We start from the raw sequence: 16,749 nt of genomic DNA on the forward strand, positions 1-16,749 counted from the left end.
CATGAGGAAGACTAGACCGGCGAACACATGAGTGCGGAGTCACTTTTTAGCTGGATGTGTCTGGTATATAGCTATCGCGAGCAAGCTCGCTCCCACAGGGGATTTCTGTCGTCCGCATGTTTGGTGTTCACTGAAGATCAAACTGTGGGAGCGAGCTTGCTCGCGATGACGGCAGCACATTCAACATCGGAGCAAGCTCATTCCCACAAGTTATGTGTTCACTCCAGATAGCGCTCTGCGCAGGTCGGCCGCGGCATCGGACAAGGCTTGCGCAGCGCGCTCGACAAACGGCGCCATGCTGATAAACCCGTGAATCATGCCCTCGCAGCGCTGCACGCGCACTGGCACGCCAGCTTCCCGCAGACGCAAGGCAAACGCCTCGCCCTCGTCGCGCAAAGGATCAAACTCGGCGCTGATCAGGGTGGTCGGCGGCAAGTCCGCCAACCGGTCGGCGCGCAATGGCGAGGCCAAGGGATCATCCCCCTGATCGGCATCCTGCAGGTACTGCTGCCAAAACCAGTACATCATTGCACCGGTGAGGAAATAGCCCTCGGCAAAATCCTCATAGGACTGACTGTCGCAACGTGCATCGGTGACCGGGTAAAACAGGCACTGATAACTGATTTTCGGCCCCTGACGTTGCACCGCCAGCCGACTCACGGCGAGCGCCAGGTTGCCCCCGGCGCTGTCCCCGGCCAAGCCCAGCCGGTTGCCATCGACGCCCAGTTCAGACGCGTGCTCGACCAGCCAGCACGTGGCCGCATAACAATCGAGCGGTGCCGCCGGGAAATGGTTTTCTGGCGCCAGTCGGTAGGCGACCGACACCACCACCGCCTCCGTCAAACTGGCGAGTGAGCGGCAGAGGTTGTCATGGGTGTCGAGGTTGCCCATGACAAAACCGCCTCCGTGGAAGAACACCAACAGCGGCAGGTTGTCCTGCTCCAGTGGCCGATACAGCCGCGCATCCAGCTCGCCCGCCGCGCCGGCGACCCGCAGATTACGCACTTCGATCATCGGGTCGCCGGGGATGGCGGGCAGCAGGTTGTCGGAAAGCTGCCGATATTGCTTGGCATCGAGCTGGCTGAAGTCGGGCTCCGGCAGGTCGCGAAATTGCTGGAGCACTGCGGCGATCTGCTTATCGAGCGGCATGGGCATTTCCCTCTACATCGGTCATTTGAAACTGCGGATTGGTTTCTTCCAGGATGCTTTGCACACGTCGCTCCAACGCTGGTTTGAAACCTTTGTGAGGGAAGACCCAGAAGCGTTTTTCAGCGATGGCGGCGAACACTTGCTCCGCCAGCTCGCTCGGCGTCATGCCTTGGCGGATGCTGCTATCGAGCAGTTGACTGAATGACGAACCGGCCGCATCCACCCCTTGATTCGACGCCATGATTTCGCTGGCCACCGGCCCTGGGCACACCACCGAGACAGAGACCGGCACACCGAGCATGCTCAATTCGTAGTGCAGGGTTTCCGAGAGTGCGACCACTGCCTGCTTGGTCACGTTGTACGGCGCCATCAACGGGCTGCTGAGCAAGCCCGCGAGGGACGCCGTGTTGATCACATGGGCCGCCCGCCCCTGGCGCAAAAACAGCGGGACGAAACTGCGAATGCCATTGATCACACCGCTGAGGTTGACGTTGAGCATCCGTTGCCATTGCTGCGCAGTGATTTCCCAGCTGTAGCCGGTCTGCATCACTCCGGCATTGTTGAACAGCAGATCAACCCCGCCAAAGTGCTCGAGGGCGACATCGCGCAAGCGCTCGACTTGCGCCAGATCGCCAACATCCGTGACGCAAGCAATCGCCTGTGCACCGCCCGTCCGCAGTTCATCGCACAGCGCTTGCAACCCCGGTCCATCGAGATCGGCCAGCACCAGGCGCATCCCCAGCCTTGCCGCATGCTCGGCCAAACCCCGGCCAATACCACTGGCGGCCCCGGTAATCACCGCGACCGGCCCTTGTTCATTGCTCATCGCCAACTCCTGCACTGGGTCCAATGGCGTCAGTAGAGCGGGCGGGCGTAAACCGGCCATCGTCCATTCAGACGATGCCCGCTTCTACAGGGGCGGCAGAATCCGTGACAGGCGCCAACCCCGTGAACCCTGGGAGAATAATAAGATGAGTACCTTGCACCGCATCGAAGCCAAACTGCTGGAAGACCGCTACGCCCGTGGCTGGCACTGCCTTGGTCTGGCCGCCCAATACCGCGACGGCAAAGCCCATCGTCTGGAGGTGTTCGGCACCCGGCTGGTGGCCTTTCAGGGCGAAGACGGCGAGCTGCATATTCTGGATGGCTACTGCCCGCACATGGGCGCCGACCTCAGTACCGGTTGTGTTGAAGGCAACTCGATTCGCTGCCCGTTCCACGCCTGGCGCTGGGGTGCCGATGGTGTCTGCGATGACATTCCTTACGCCAAACGCATTCCGCCACGGGCCCGGCTCAAGAGCTGGCCGCTCATGGAAGAAAACCAGTTGCTGTTCGTCTGGAATGACCCGGAAGGCAACCCGCCGCTCCCTGAGCAACGCATCCCGCGCATTGACGCTTGCTTCAGTGACGAGTGGGCCGCGTGGGAAGTCGCCGAATTGCAGATCGGCACCAATTGCCGCGAACTGATCGACAACGTCGCCGACATGGCGCACTTCGGCACGGTACATGGCGCCCCCGTCGAGGAATTCAGTAACGTCTTCGAAGGCCATCTGGCCACTCAGATCATGAGCGCCCGCAGTGAGCGCTTGTCCGGCGACAGCGCGTTGAGCACCGTGGCCACCTACTTCGGCCCGGCCTACCAGATCACCGAAATGACCGGCGCGATGAACGGCCAACCGATCCATTCGATCCTGCTCAACTGCCATGTACCGATCGACCTCGACAGCTTCACCCTGCGCTACGGCGTGCTGGTGAAAAAGATTCCGGGGCTGAGCGAAGAACAGAATCAGGCGATGGCCAAGGCCTACGTGCAACAGGCCCAGGAAGCCTTCTACGAAGACGTGACGATCTGGCACAGCAAGACCCGCGTCGACAACCCGTTGCTGTGTGATGGCGATGGCCCGGTCTATCAACTGCGCCGCTGGTACGAGCAGTTCTACACCGACGTCGCGGCGCTCTCGGCCGACGTGCTGGAGCAAAAACGGTTCGTCGTGCGCGCCAGCGAACGGGCCTGAACACAGCGGCCTTTTGCGCGCCCTGCGCCTGACCGGCAGCCGCCCGTCAGGCCTTGAGCCCGAGCGTTGCAAGGAGTCGATATCGGCGCTTATTCTCGGCCACCGCCAACGCTAATAATAAAAACGGTTTTCCCTATGCAGCAGAGCCTCAGCCTCGATACGTTCAGTGATTTGATCGGCAACCTCTATCAGGGACCGCTGGAAACCATTCCCTGGGCGACCTTTCTCAACCAGCTCAACGTGTACCTGGAAAGCAAGTACGTGACCTTCATCCTGCGTCCGCCCAGCGCGCATGTGGATGGCTTGATGGTCAACACCACCGGTACGTCGACCGAGGCGACCGCGTCGTACAACAAACACTTTTTCACCCTCGACCCGTTTGTCGACCTGCCCAACCGCCAGGTGGTGACCCTCGCCGAGTTCGTGTCCAACGACGATTGGCAGCACTCGGAGTTCTATAAGAATTTCCTCGAGCCGGTGGATGTTTTCCACATCCTCGGCGCCGACATCAACACCTGCGATGGCGCCCAGTGCCGTATCCGCATCAGTCGCGGACGCGATGACAAGGCCTTCGGCAACGAAGAGAAAGCCTTGCTGACGCACTTCATCCCGCACCTGGAACGCTCGATCAAGATCCACATGCAGCTCAATCGCATCGAAGCCGAGCGTAACCTCTACGCCGGCGCGGTGAATCAGTTGGCGGTCGGAACGATCATCCTCGACGAGGCCGGCAAAGTGCTGCAAACCAACCAGGTCGCCGATCGGCTGATCCAGGAAAAGGACGGCATCAAACTGGTCAACGACGGCCTGCAAGTCGGCACCGCGCGAGACACTCAAGAGTTCCGGCGGTTGGTGAAACAATCGCTGCTCTCGCAAAAAAGCAGCAACCCGTCGGTGGTCGAAGCCCTGCGCGTGCAACGGCCTTCCGGGCGAGCGGACCTGGGGATCATCGTGCGCTCGGTGCCGTTGTCGGACTGGAGCGAAGGCAAGCAATGCCCCACCGTGGTGATTTTCATCAGCGACCCGGAGCAACAATCCACCGCACCACAGGAGATCGTCCGCGCGCTGTTCGACTTCACCCCGGCCGAAACTCAACTGGCCATGTTGTTGGCCAACGGCTTAACCCTCGACGAAGCCTCCGAAGAGCTGGGTATCAGCCGCAACACCTCGCGGGCGCACCTGCGGTCAACCTTCTCCAAGACCGGCGTGACCCGCCAGACCATGCTCGTGCGGCTGATCCTGCGCAGCGTGGCGACCCTCGGTTAGCGTTCAACCTCCGCCCTCGTCCGCTCGGACGATGGCGGCCATCCCGGCACGGCGCACAGTGGCGTTATCCCAACCAGGGGCCTGACCATGCGCAACTGTCCGACCATCCTCAAGACTGAATTGCTGGCTGAAAGCGGCTATTTTCAGATCGAAGCCTTGCACCTGCAATTCAGCAACGGCCAGCAGCGGGTTTACGAGCGTCTGCGCGGCACCGGTTATCGCTCGGTGATGCTGGTGGCGATGCCCGATCCGCTGCATGTGTTGCTGGTGCGTGAATATGCGGTCGGTGTCGAAAAAACCGTACTAGGCCTGCCCAAGGGCGGCGCGGAGCCTGATGAAGACTATCTGCAGGCGGCGCAACGCGAACTCTGCGAAGAAGTCGGGATGCGCGCCGCACGCCTCAGCGAACTGGGCGAACTGACCCTGGCACCGGGTCACCTGTGCCATCGCTACCGCGTGGTGCTGGCCGAACAGTTGAGTCCTTGCCAACTGGTCGGCGACGAGCCCGAACCGCTGGAATGCCTGCGCGTGCCGCTGGCGCAGATCCCCGACCTGGTGGCCCGCGGCGAACTCAACGAAGCGCGGGCCATTGCAGCTCTGTTCATGGCCATGGGCGCATTGGCCGCACGCAAAACCTGTGGGAGCGAGCTTGCTCGCGATGAGGCCGGCACATTCAACATCGATGTCGCCTGACACACCGCCATCGTCGGAACGCCGCCCGGAGCAAGCTCACTCCCACAGGGGATTCGGGGCGCACACAACTCCCAGGCAACACACAAAAACCTGTGGGAGCGAGCTTGCTCGCGATGAGGCCGGCACATTCAACATCGATGTCGCCTGACACACCGCTATCGCGAGCAGGCTCACTCCCACAAGGGATTCGGGTCGTACGCAAATCCCAGGCAACACACAAAAACCTGTAGGAGTGAGCCTGCTCGCGATGGGGCCGGCACATTCAACATCGATGTCGCCTGACACACCGCTATCGCGAGCAAGCTCGCTCCCACAGGGGATTCGGGGGCGCACGCAAATCCAAGGCAACACACAAAAACCTGTGGGAGCGAGCCTGCTCGCCAATAGGCCGGTACATTCAATATTGATGTCGCCTGACACTCCGCCATCGCGAGCAAGCTCGCTCCCACAGGTGATCGAGGTCGTACGCAATTACCCGGGGCGGCCCTCCCACAAGGGACCTGTGTAGTCCATTCGGACGAAGCCACATTCCGCCAGCCGCAATACCTTGCCTCTACAACAATAAAACCCGTGTAGAGGCTCGCTATGCGAAAAGCCACCTGTGCCCTGTTCATCATCGTCTGCGCCGGCAGCACCGCCAGCCTGTGTCAGCGCTTCAAAAATGAAGCCTACCGACCGACCGCGGCGTTCATCAGTTGCTCGGCCAGTGCCATCAATTGCTATCCCCCGCTGGTGCGTAATCTGCTCCCATAAAAAAACCACCGGGCCTGCAAGCAAGGCCGGTGGCTTTTTTGTGCTGTCGCCCGATCAGGTTGGCAAGACACCCCGCGACCGTGACAGGGTCAGCGCCAGGTCTTCAATCATGTCTTCCTGACCGCCGACAGTGCCGCGTCGACCCAATTCCACCAGCAGCTCACGTGCGGCAATACCGTACTTTTGCTCGGCACGTTTAGCGAACAACAGGAACGAACTGTAGACCCCGGCGTAACCCAGGGTCAGCGCATCGCGGTCGAGGCGGATCGGCTGGTCCATCATCGGCACGACCAGGTCCTCGGCAACGTCCATGATCCGGTACAAATCGATGCCACTGTTGACGCCCATCCGCTCAAGCACTGCGACAAACACTTCGAGCGGCGTATTGCCGGCCCCTGCGCCCAGCCCCGCCACCGAACCGTCGATACGTGCGGCGCCCGCCTCGATCGCGGCAAGGGAATTGGCAATCGCCATGCCCATGTTGTGGTGACCGTGAAAACCGACTTCGGTCCCGGCACTCAGCCCGGCTCGCAATGCAGCGATTTTCTCAGTGACTTCATCAGGCAGCATGTAGCCCGCCGAGTCAGTGCAGTAAATGCAGTTGGCCCCATAACTCTCCATCAACCGCGCCTGCTCCAGCAGTTTTTCCGCGCTGACCATATGCGCCATCATCAGAAAGCCGACGGTATCCAGGCCCATTTTCGCTGACATGCCGATGTGCTGGCCGGAGACGTCCGCCTCGGTGCAGTGGGTGGCCACACGAATGGTCGACACCCCGTGTTCATGGGCCATTCTCAAATGATCGAGGGTGCCGATACCCGGCAACAACAGCGCCGAGACCTTGGCCTGTTTCATACGCGGGATCACCGCCGCGAAGTATTCCTCGTCACTGTGGGCGGGGAAACCGTAGTTCAGCGACGCACCGCCCAGGCCATCGCCGTGGGTGATTTCGATCAGCGGCACGCCGGCCGCATCGAGGCCGGTCGCCACCGAGATCATCTGTTCCAGGCTGATTTGATGCTGTTTGGCATGCATGCCGTCGCGCAGGCTCATGTCGTGCAGACGGACGCTCTTACCTTGCAAATTCATGGCAATTCTCCACTCAACGGACGGGCAGTTGCAGGGTGCCCTTGTGGGCTTCTTCGGCGAACATCTCGGCGGTACGCAGCCCCGCAGCGGTCATGATGTCGAGGTTGCCGGCGGACTTGGGCAGGAAGTCGCCGAGGCCTTCGACTTCGATGAAAATCGACACCTTGCGCCCATCGAACACCGGGCCATTGATCAGCTTGTAGCCGGGAACATAGCGCTGCACTTCCTTGACCATCTGCAACACCGAGGTGCGAATGGCGTCCTGATTCGGTTCGTCATCCGTCAGGCAGTGGATGGTATCGCGCATCATCAGCGGTGGCTCGGCCGGGTTGATGACGATGATTGCCTTGCCGCTTCGGGCGCCGCCGATCTTCTCCACCGCACCGGCCGTGGTGCGGGTGAATTCGTCGATGTTCTGGCGAGTGCCCGGGCCGACCGAACCGGAGGACACGGTGGCGACGATCTCGCCGTACCTCACCGACTGGACCCGCGACACTGCCGCGACCATCGGAATGGTCGCCTGGCCGCCGCACGTCACCATGTTGACGTTCATCGCCAACGTCGCCGCATGCTCCTTGAGATTGACCGGCGGCACGCAGAACGGGCCGATGGCCGCTGGCGTGAGATCAATCATGATCACCCCCAGTTCGTTGAGCTTGCGGCTGTTTTCCGCGTGCACATAAGCCGACGTGGCATCGAAGGCGATGCGAATATCATCGTCGAGCACATGGGGCAGCAACCCGTCGACGCCCTCGGCCGTGGTTTTCACGCCCAGTTCACGAGCGCGTTTAAGGCCTTCGGATTGCGGGTCGACGCCGACCATCCAGACCGGCTCGATCCATTCCGATCGATACATTTTCATCAGCAGGTCAGTGCCGATATTGCCCGGGCCGATAATGGCCGCTCTGAGTTTCTTGCTCATCCGGTTAAACCCCACAGGTCAGGCGCAGAAGGACACCTGGGCACTGCCCAGGCCATCGATAGTCAGAGAAAAAAGGTCGCCCGCACGCGCAGGCTCCAGCGGCACCAAAGAGCCGGAGAGAATGATTTCCCCGGCCTTGAATGGAATACCGAAAGCACCCAGGGTGTTGGCCAGCCAGGCCACGGCCGTCAGCGGATTACCCTGCACCGCCGAGCCCAAACCTTCGCTGAGAGGCTCGCCGTTCTTGAACACACGCATGCGCAAATTGGGCAAATCCAGCGTCCGTGGATCGACCTGAACATCGCCCAGCACGAACACACCGCAAGAGGCGTTGTCGGCGACGGTGTCTTGTATGCGGATCCGCCAGTCGTGAATCCGTGAGTCGACTATCTCGAAGCAAGGCGTCACATACTCGGTCGCTTCCAACACGTCGGCTTCGGTAACACCGGGGCCGATCAGATCGTGCTTGAGCTTGAAGGCAATCTCTCCCTCGGCGCGGGGCTGGATCAGTTTGTTCGCGGCGAGGGAGATTTGCGCGTCATTGGCGAACGACATCTGTCGGGTGATGAAGCCGAAATCCGGCTGATGCACGTTGAGCATTTGCTGGACTGCTACGGAGGTCACGCCGATTTTCTTGCCGACAATCCGGTCACCGGCGGCCACCCGGCGTTCGATGCTGTAGACGGAAATATGGTAGGCGTCTTCGATGCTGATCGATGGCCAGCGCTCGGTCAGCGGCGCCAGGGTGGTGCCGCTCAGTAGCGCCTGATAAAGCTCTTCGCCGAATTGATGGCGCAGTTGTTCACTCATGAGCGAGCCTCCTGAAAAAATTCCAGGCACTCGCGATTGAACAGTTCACGGTGCTCGACCATCACCCAATGCCCGCATTCGCTGAGCAGTACAAAGCGAATGTTCTGGCAGTGCTGCATCATCGTTTGCGCGCCAGACACCGGGCAAAATTTGTCGTTCATGCCCCAGAAACCGAGGATCGGACACTGCAACTCGCCGAGGCGCGAGGTCATGTTCGGCACTTGCATAGTCGACAACACGCAAACCGGTTGCTGGCGCACCACTGCGACCCGCTCATTGACCGTCTCGTCGCTGATCAAGGATTCATCGAACAGTTGCAGCGCCAGCAGCCGGCGCATTCCGCCCGCATCGTGCAGTTCACCCTTGGCGAAGGCCGCACCCATTTTCTGGATGCCTTCCATCTGCAGGTAATACTGTTCTTTTTCCATCAGGCCACCGGGTGCCATCAGCACCAGCCGGCTGACCCGCTGCGGTTGGTCGAGGGCCAGTTTGATCGCGATCGCACCGCCCAGAGAATTGCCGACCAGCACGCATCGCTGGATGTCCAGGGCATCGAGCAAATCGCTCAAGGCGTCGACAAAGAAGTCCAGGGTATAGAGGGTGTCTGGCTTATCAGAAGCGCCATAACCTGGCAGGTCCGGGACGATGGTTCGGTAGCCTGCCGCGGCAAACACCGGATAGTTCTGCTTGAAGTTGCTGTGGCCGCTGGCGCCCGGCCCGCTGCCGTGAATGAAAATCACCGGCTCGCCGCTGCCGCTGTCCTGCCCGCCGATATCCAAGTAATGCAGCTGCAAACCTTCCGGCAGCGTGACGAAGTGCCCTTGCGCTGATGCGTCCATAAGGTGTCCTCCCGGCCTGTTGTTGTCGCCGGATTATTCCGAGCGCCCGGGCAAACAACATCGTCCGACAGGACTACGCCGCCCTAGTCTTTTCGGACGTTGGCCGGCGGGCGCCACAGACCTAGCATCGGCTGCATTCCCCAGCGACAGAACGAGGCAACCATGCTTGATCCGATGGACTTTCGCGGCAAAGTGGTACTGGTCACCGGCGGTGGCAAGGGTGTCGGTCGCGGTATCAGTCAGCGTTTTCTCGACGGTGGTGCCGAAGTGGTGATCTGCGGTCGCGAAGCACCGGACACCCTGCCAGCCAGCGCCGGGCGCGAGGCGCTGTTTCTGCCCTGCGACCTGCGGGATGTCGAACAGTCCGGGCGGTTGATCGACAGTATCGTCGAGCGTTTCGGTCGCCTCGATGTATTGGTCAACAATGCCGGCGGTTCACCGAATGCCGACGCGGCCAGTGCCTCGCCGCGTTTTAGCGAAGCGATCATCCGCCTCAACCTGTTGGCTCCGCTGAATCTCTGTCAGCAGGCCAATCAGGTGATGCAGGCGCAAGCCGACGGTGGCGCAATCATCAATATTTGCAGCGTCAGCGCCACCCGCCCCTCGCCGGGCACTGCCGCTTATGGCGCGGCCAAGGCCGGGCTGCTGAACCTGACCGGTTCGCTGGCGGTGGAATGGGCGCCGAAGGTGCGGGTCAACGCTGTGACGGCCGGGTTGATTCTCACCGAGCAGGCGGCCATGCATTATGGCGATCAGGCGGGCCTTGCCCGGGTGGCGGCCACCATCCCGCTGCAACGCCTGGCGGCTCCGGAAGACATCGGCGATACCTGTCTGTATCTGGCATCAACACTGGCACGTTATGTCAGCGGCGCGGACATCACCGTGCACGGCGGTGGCGAACGTCCGGCGTTTCTCGATGCGGCACAATCCAATTGAACAAGAGGAATTCCAGCATGCCCGCGATTGCCAGCCACAGCGTCCTGCTCGACCTCACCCCACAAGCCGCATGGGCCAAACTGCGCGACCTGAGCCTCGCCCCGCACTATGTGCCAGGTCTGACCGGTTGCCAGTTTCATCTTGGTGCACGCGAAGGGCTTGGCGCCAGTCGCCGGGTGTTTCGCAAGGGGGGTCAGTGGCTGGATGAGAGCGTGGTGCAATGGCAGGAAGGTGTCGGTTTCGTGCTGATCCTGCACAAGGCCAGCGGCGGCGCGCCCTTCCCGTTCCGCGAAGCCAGCTTCAGTTATGCCTTGCAGGCCGAGGGTGACGCGACACGCATCACCACCCAAATGAGCTACAGCCTGCGCGGTGGCAGGCTGATGGAAATGCTGCTGGCCAAGGCGTTCAACAACGTCGTGCGCCAGATTGCCGAGAATCTCAAGGCGTACTACGAAACCGGGCAGACGCAGAATGCGGAATATTCCCAAGCCCTCAGGGTGTAACCGGTCAATGTAGGAGTTGCCGCAGGCTGCGATCTTGGCGATATCTGCGTCGCCGACCAGATCAAGATCAAAAGATCGCAGGCTGCGCCAGCTCCTACAGGGGATAACTGTCGAACACCAATCCAGTGTCTTCTGAGGATCGAATGTGGGAGCGAGCTTGCTCGCGATAGCGGTGAGTCAGGCAACCATTTCGTCGACTGATACGCCCTCATCGCGAGCAAGCTCGCTCCCACAGGCCTCGCAGGCTCGGCAGCTGCAAGGTTTATGCGTGGCTTTGGGCGGTCAGGTTGATCTCGCTCCAATAGGCTTTCATCGAACGGATCTTGCCGTCGGCATCGAACTCCATCACATCGATCACATGAAGCGAGCACGGTTGCCCGGCCCATTCCATATCGACCCGAAACGGCATCGCCCCACAACCATTCAACGTCGCCCGAACCGGGCCGGTCAGGGTCGCAGAGACTTTGCTCGCGCCCAGCCCTTCGCGGTAGAAACGCTCAATGGCGACAAGCCCCTGAACCGGCGGCTTGCCGACCGGGTCTTCGACCACTGCATCTTCGCTGTAAAGCGCGACAATCCCGTCGATGTCACCGGCGTCCACCAATTCCACATAACGCGCCATGGTCGCTTGAATCTGTTGTGCACTGACCATTCAGACCACCTCGAACAGTGCGGCGGCACCCATGCCGCCGCCGATGCACATGCTCACCACCACGTAACGCAAACCGCGGCGCTGCCCCTCGACCAACGCGTGACCGACCATCCGCGCACCGGACATGCCGAACGGATGGCCCACCGAAATCGCACCGCCGTTGACGTTCATGCGTTCAGCAGGAATGCCCAGGGTGTCGCGGCAATACAGCACCTGACAGGCAAACGCCTCGTTCAACTCCCAGAGGCCAATGTGGTCCACGGTCAGGCCATGGCGCTTGAGCAGTTTCGGGATGGCGTAGACCGGGCCGACGCCCATCTCGTCGGAGTTACAGCCAGCGACCGCCATCCCGCGATAAATCCCCAGCGGCTCCAGGCCACGCTTCTCGGCCAATTTGGCACTCATCAACACCGAGGCCGAAGCACCGTCGGACAGCTGCGAGGCGTTGCCAGCCGTGATGAAGCGGCCCTTTTCACTCCACTGACCGCCCGGCCACACCGGTTCCAGCGCACTCAGGCTTTCGCGGGTGGTGTCAATGCGGTTGCACTCGTCGCGCAGCAAGGTGACGGTCTCAAAGCGGGTTTCGCCACTGGCCTTGTCGAAGATCGACTTGCGGCTGGTCAGCGGCGCGAGTTCACGGTCGAACAACCCATTACTCTGGGCCAGCGCGGTGCGCACCTGGCTCTGATAGCTGTATTCATCCTGTTCCTCGCGGGAAATACCGTAGCGCGCGGAGACGATCTCGGCGGTTTCGATCATCGGAATGTAGGCGTACGGATCCAGCTCAATCACCGAGCCTGACTGATTGCGGTACAGGTTCTTGTGCTTGTTCTGCACCAGCGAAATCGACTCCAGGCCACCGGCCACGGCGATGTCGATTTCATCGCACATGATGCCTTTGGCGGCCATGGCAATGCTCATCAGTCCCGATGAACACTGGCGCTCGACCGCCATCCCGGCGACCGAGGTCGGCAAGCCGCCGGCAATCGCGCAGAGACGACCGAGGTTATAGGACTGCGTGCCCTGCTGCGCCGCCGCGCCGATGATCACATCGTCCACTTCACCCGGCTCGATGCCAGCGCGACGCACGGCTTCGCGCACCACATGGCCGCCGAGCTGCGGGGCGTCGGTGTCATTGAATGCACCGCGAAAGGCTTTGCCGATTGGGGTACGGGCGGTCGAAACGATGACGGCTTCTTTCATGCTGGATTCCTCGAATGTTCTGCTAATGGGTTCACGCGGGGTAGTAACGGCTGATGGTGTCGACCACACAGCCGGGACGCTCCTCGCCGTCGATTTCGACGCTGACGCGAATGGTCGCCTGCACGCAGCCCTTGACCTCCTCGACCGCCATCAATTGCGCACTGCCACGCACCCGCGAGCCAACACGCACTACCGTGGGAAAGCGCACCCGCTCACAGCCATAATTGACCCCCATGGCAATGCCGCGCACCTCGACGATCTGCGGTAAAAACAGATTGACCAACGCCAGGCTCAGATAGCCATGGGCGATGCAGGTGCCGAAGGGACCGCTGGCGGCCTTGAGCGGATCTACGTGAATCCACTGGTGATCACCGGTCGCCTCGGCGAACCGGTCGATGCGCTCCTGAGCAAGAACCAGCCAGTCGCTGACGCCCAGCACTTCTCCCACGGCATCGTGCAAGGCCAGTGGCGTGTCGAAAATACGTGACATGTTCACGCCCTCTGACTGGACACCGACAACACTTCGCCGGTCATGTAGGAACTGTAGTCGCTGGCCAGAAACATCATCACATTGGCCACTTCCCAGACCTCGGCGGCACGGCCAAACGCTTCGTTGGCGGCAAGTTGATCGAGCACCGCCTGAGGGGCGGACTTACGCAGGAAATCGTGCAACGCAATGCTCGGGCTTACCGCGTTGATGCGGATCCCGTAGTCAGCCGCCTCGACCGCGGCGCAACGGGTCAACGCCATGACCCCAGCCTTGGCCGCCGCGTAGTGCGACTGCTCTTTCTGCGCCCGCCAGCCCAGCACCGAGGCGTTGTTGACGATGACCCCGGCACGCCGCTCGATCATCTTCGGCAACATGGCGCGGGTCATGCGCATGGTGCCGGTGAGCGTCACGTCGAGGACCCGGTTCCACTCCTCATCCGTCATGTCCACCAGCAGCCGCGAACCACCAAGACCAGCGTTGTTGATCAGCACATCGACACCCTGCAGATCGCGCTCGGCGCAGGCAATCAGCTGTTGAACCTGAGCTTCATCAGCGACGTTACAGACCTGACCGAAGACCTGTTGCAGACCGGTCGTTTCGCGGATTTTCGACACCGCTTCTGCCAGTCGGCCTTCATGGATATCGCTGATCATCAAGGCGCGGCAACCCTCCTCGGCGGCACGCACCGCGGCGGAAAAACCAATACCGGCCCCGGCCGCAGCCGTGATCAGCACCGACTTGTCACGCAGCAGGCCGTGACCTGCAACATAGTGAGGAACAGACATGGAAAACTCCTTGGTCAGGTGCGCAGGCGCGGTTCTTTGGGCATTCCCAGGGCGCGCTCGGCGATGATGTTGCGCTGGATCTCGTTGCTGCCGCCGTAGAGGGTGTCGGCGCGACTGAACAGGTACAGCGATTGCAAACGGGTGAGTTGGTAAGGCGCGGCCTCCAGCACTTCGGCCTCGGCACCGAGGACGTCCATTGCCAGCTTGCCGAGGCTGGCGTGCCAGGTGGACCAGAACAGTTTGTAGATGGTCGCTTCCTTGCGCAGCGAACCGTCCTGCGCCCCGGACAGCATGCGCAGCGAGTTGTAGCGCATGATCCGCAACCCACTCCAGGCTTCGGCCAGGCGCTGGCGCAGGATCGGGTCACGCGCGGCACCATTGGCCCGGGCGATGGCGATGATTTCGTTCAGTTCATTGTGAAATTGCATCTGCTGGCCGAGGGTCGATACCCCGCGCTCGAAACCGAGCAAGGCCATGGCGATCTTCCAGCCCTCACCCGGCGCCCCAACTATGTTCGCGGCGTCGGTGCAGGCATCATCGAAGAACACTTCGTTGAACTCGGAAGTGCCGGTCAATTGCTCGATCGGCCGCACGGTAATTTCCGTCTGGGCCATGGGCACCAGCAAGAAGGACAAGCCGCGATGGCCAACGCTGCCCGGTTCAGTGCGGGCGATCACAAAACACCAGTCCGACTCATGGGCCAGGGAGGTCCAGACTTTTTGTCCGTTGATCACCCAGGTGCCGCGGGCTTCATCAAGCACCGCGCGGGTCTTGACGTTGGCCAGGTCGGACCCGGCCCCCGGCTCGGAATAGCCCTGGCACCAGAAGGACGTGCCGTTGACGATGCCCGGCAGAAAGCGCTGTTGCTGCTCGGCCGTGCCGAACGCGGCAATGGTCGGTCCGGCCAGCCCTTCGCCGATATGCCCCATGCGTCCCGGGCCGCCAGCGCGGGCGTACTCTTCGTGGAAAATCACCTGCTGGCTGATCGACAGACCACGCCCACCGTGCTCCGGCGCCCAGCCGACACACGTCCAGCCGCCCTCGGCGAGTTTGCGTTCCCAAGCTTTGCGTTCCTCGGGAAACATATGTTCGTCACCCGGGCCACCGCGAAAACGCAGAGGCTCGAACTCACCGCACAGGTTCACGCTCAACCAGTCGGCCACTTCCTGACGGAAGCATTCGTCCTGCTCGCTGAAACTGATTTTCATGCTTGCTCCCCAAGAATCGCCACGGCAATGCGCTCTCGATGCCAGGCCGGTGCGCCGAGAAAGCTTTCGCTGGCGCGAGCGCGTTTGAAGTAGAGGTGCGGATCGTATTCCCAGGTGAAACCAACGCCGCCGTGTAACTGGATCGACTCGGACGCGCAATGGAAATAGGTTTCAGAGCACTGCGCCTTGGCCAGCGCCGCCGCCAGCGGCAGCTCGGCGGCTACCTGCGGGTCGCCTTCGGGATCGAGGACTTCCTGGGCCACGCAGGCCGCGTAATAACTGGCCGAACGTGCGCATTCAACCTGCAGCATCATGTCGGCGGCACGGTGTTTGAGCGCCTGGAAACTGGCGATGGGTCGACCGAACTGCTGGCGTTCCTGCATATAGGCAACGCTCAGGTCGAGCACCTGCTGCGCGCCACCGGTCTGTTCGGCAGCCAGGCCGATGCACGCCAGTTGCAGCACCCGCTCCAGGTGCGGCCAGCCCGCACCGAACTCACCGAGCAGGCAGTCAGCGCTGAGGTACAACCCCTTGAGCTGAACCCGTGCCTGACGACGGGTCTGGTCCATGGTCGGCAACATTTGACGCTCGATGCCTGTCCGGTCTGCGTCCACGGCGAACAGGCTGATGCCCACCTCGCCGGTCGATCCGGGAACCCGAGCGGCGATGATCAAGAGCTCAGCGCTGTGCCCGTCCAGCACATGATTGAGGGCTCCATCAAGCACAAAACCCTCGCCATCGGTCACCACCGTGGCCTGAACATCCTTGGCCGCCCAGCCGTTGGCGCTGCTGAAGGCCAGCGTAGCGGTGAGGCTGCCGTCGGCGATCAACGGCAGCCAGCATTGTTTTTGTTGTTCGTTGGCGGCCAGCAACAGCGCGGGTGTGGCCATGCAGGCGGTGGCGAAGAACGGCGAACACAGCAAGCGCCGGCCCATCTGTTCCAGCAAAATCGACAGCTCGACAAAGCCCAGCCCCAGGCCGCCGTACGCTTCGGGAATATGAATCGCCGGCCAGTACATTTCACGGCACAGGCGCTGCCAGAGCGCCTCGTCAAAACCCCGTTCGCTGACCATCGCCGCTCGCACGGCGGCAGAATCCGAGACATCGGAGAGGAAGCCCTCGGCCGATGCGCGGATCATTTCCTGTTCGTCGCTGAATGCAAACTCCATCGCGGCGCCTTCTGCTCGTTAGGCGGGGCACGCATGAAGCGACACCCCTCTGGCCTTCGAGTTTGGTGCCAGGGGAGCACGAGAGAATCGTCAGGGCTGCCTAGTCTGAATGGGCGATGCCTCAGCTCAAATACCAGCCCCCGGCCCCGCCGTTGTATCGGGTGATCGGCTTGGTTTCGAGGTAGTTGTTGAAGCCCCACTCACCCAGCTCGCGGCCAATACCGCCCCGGTAAGGGTTTTGAGAGAAACCCCTCGGGTTCGCGAAGA

18 protein-coding genes are annotated in these 16,749 nt (G+C 61.5%); 6 read left to right on the plus strand and 12 right to left on the minus strand.

Going from position 1 to position 16,749, the window contains the following annotated elements:
- Positions 1-210 precede the first annotated feature (210 nt).
- Positions 211-1,149 (minus strand): alpha/beta hydrolase, encoded by a 939-nt coding sequence (locus tag VD17_RS17280; protein WP_046054839.1) that lies wholly within the window; start codon positions 1,147-1,149, stop codon positions 211-213.
- Complete coding sequence (locus VD17_RS17285) at positions 1,136-1,975, minus strand: SDR family NAD(P)-dependent oxidoreductase (protein WP_046054840.1); 840 nt, start codon at positions 1,973-1,975, stop codon at positions 1,136-1,138. The genes VD17_RS17280 and VD17_RS17285 overlap by 14 nt, the downstream gene beginning before the upstream one ends.
- A 145-nt stretch (positions 1,976-2,120) precedes the next feature.
- On the opposite strand from VD17_RS17285, the gene VD17_RS17290 reads away from it, so the two are divergent.
- The 4 genes from VD17_RS17290 to VD17_RS32225 all read left to right on the plus strand — a co-directional run bounded on the left by VD17_RS17290 (position 2,121) and on the right by VD17_RS32225 (position 5,876).
- The gene (locus tag VD17_RS17290) at positions 2,121-3,164 is read left to right on the plus strand and encodes a Rieske 2Fe-2S domain-containing protein (protein WP_046054841.1); all 1,044 of its coding nucleotides are present in this window, start codon (positions 2,121-2,123) and stop codon (positions 3,162-3,164) included.
- Between the two features lie 135 nt (positions 3,165-3,299).
- The gene (locus VD17_RS17295) at positions 3,300-4,430 is read left to right on the plus strand and encodes a helix-turn-helix transcriptional regulator (protein WP_046054842.1); all 1,131 of its coding nucleotides are present in this window, start codon (positions 3,300-3,302) and stop codon (positions 4,428-4,430) included.
- 87 nt (positions 4,431-4,517) lie between these two features.
- Positions 4,518-5,123, plus strand: coding sequence for an ADP compounds hydrolase NudE (nudE, locus tag VD17_RS17300; RefSeq protein WP_046054843.1), 606 nt, complete (start codon positions 4,518-4,520; stop codon positions 5,121-5,123).
- A gap of 585 nt (positions 5,124-5,708) precedes the next feature.
- Positions 5,709-5,876: a hypothetical protein gene (locus VD17_RS32225; protein WP_185753171.1), complete on the plus strand. Its 168-nt coding sequence runs from the start codon at positions 5,709-5,711 to the stop codon at positions 5,874-5,876.
- Positions 5,877-5,930: 54 nt separating this feature from the next.
- Here the strand turns inward: VD17_RS32225 and dmpG are convergent, their stop codons facing one another.
- Genes dmpG through VD17_RS17320 form a run of 4 tightly spaced genes read right to left on the minus strand, consistent with a single transcriptional unit; the run spans position 5,931 to position 9,536 of the window.
- Entirely contained in the window at positions 5,931-6,965 is a 1,035-nt protein-coding gene (gene dmpG, locus VD17_RS17305) for a 4-hydroxy-2-oxovalerate aldolase (protein ID WP_046054844.1), read from the minus strand.
- Positions 6,966-6,978: 13 nt separating this feature from the next.
- Entirely contained in the window at positions 6,979-7,887 is a 909-nt protein-coding gene (locus tag VD17_RS17310) for an acetaldehyde dehydrogenase (acetylating) (protein WP_046054845.1), read from the minus strand.
- Between the two features lie 18 nt (positions 7,888-7,905).
- Positions 7,906-8,697, minus strand: coding sequence for a fumarylacetoacetate hydrolase family protein (locus tag VD17_RS17315; protein ID WP_046054846.1), 792 nt, complete (start codon positions 8,695-8,697; stop codon positions 7,906-7,908).
- Positions 8,694-9,536, minus strand: coding sequence for an alpha/beta fold hydrolase (locus tag VD17_RS17320; RefSeq protein ID WP_046054847.1), 843 nt, complete (start codon positions 9,534-9,536; stop codon positions 8,694-8,696). Before VD17_RS17320 ends, VD17_RS17315 begins: the two co-directional genes overlap by 4 nt.
- A 162-nt stretch (positions 9,537-9,698) precedes the next feature.
- On the opposite strand from VD17_RS17320, the gene VD17_RS17325 reads away from it, so the two are divergent.
- Both VD17_RS17325 and VD17_RS17330 read left to right on the plus strand, forming a co-directional pair.
- On the plus strand, positions 9,699-10,472 hold the full coding sequence (locus VD17_RS17325; RefSeq protein WP_046054848.1) for an SDR family oxidoreductase: 774 nt from the start codon (positions 9,699-9,701) through the stop codon (positions 10,470-10,472).
- 17 nt (positions 10,473-10,489) lie between these two features.
- On the plus strand, positions 10,490-10,975 hold the full coding sequence (locus tag VD17_RS17330) for an SRPBCC family protein (RefSeq protein ID WP_046054849.1): 486 nt from the start codon (positions 10,490-10,492) through the stop codon (positions 10,973-10,975).
- A 262-nt stretch (positions 10,976-11,237) separates the two neighbouring features.
- On the opposite strand, the gene VD17_RS17335 is transcribed toward VD17_RS17330, so the two are convergent.
- The 6 genes from VD17_RS17335 to VD17_RS17360 are packed head-to-tail and all read right to left on the minus strand — an operon-like array spanning position 11,238 to position 16,482.
- Positions 11,238-11,627, minus strand: a complete 390-nt coding sequence (locus tag VD17_RS17335) for a steroid Delta-isomerase (protein WP_046054850.1) — start codon at positions 11,625-11,627, stop codon at positions 11,238-11,240.
- Positions 11,628-12,830 (minus strand): acetyl-CoA C-acyltransferase, encoded by a 1,203-nt coding sequence (locus tag VD17_RS17340; protein WP_046054851.1) that lies wholly within the window; start codon positions 12,828-12,830, stop codon positions 11,628-11,630.
- 31 nt (positions 12,831-12,861) lie between these two features.
- Positions 12,862-13,320, minus strand: coding sequence for a MaoC family dehydratase (locus tag VD17_RS17345; protein WP_046054852.1), 459 nt, complete (start codon positions 13,318-13,320; stop codon positions 12,862-12,864).
- Between the two features lie 2 nt (positions 13,321-13,322).
- The gene (locus VD17_RS17350) at positions 13,323-14,105 is read right to left on the minus strand and encodes an SDR family oxidoreductase (protein WP_046054853.1); all 783 of its coding nucleotides are present in this window, start codon (positions 14,103-14,105) and stop codon (positions 13,323-13,325) included.
- A 14-nt stretch (positions 14,106-14,119) separates the two neighbouring features.
- Positions 14,120-15,313 (minus strand): acyl-CoA dehydrogenase family protein, encoded by a 1,194-nt coding sequence (locus VD17_RS17355; protein ID WP_046054854.1) that lies wholly within the window; start codon positions 15,311-15,313, stop codon positions 14,120-14,122.
- Positions 15,310-16,482, minus strand: coding sequence for an acyl-CoA dehydrogenase family protein (locus VD17_RS17360; RefSeq protein WP_046054855.1), 1,173 nt, complete (start codon positions 16,480-16,482; stop codon positions 15,310-15,312). Before VD17_RS17360 ends, VD17_RS17355 begins: the two co-directional genes overlap by 4 nt.
- Positions 16,483-16,749 lie beyond the last annotated feature (267 nt).

This window comes from Pseudomonas fluorescens, assembly GCF_000968015.1.
Lineage (GTDB): Bacteria > Pseudomonadota > Gammaproteobacteria > Pseudomonadales > Pseudomonadaceae > Aquipseudomonas > Aquipseudomonas fluorescens_W.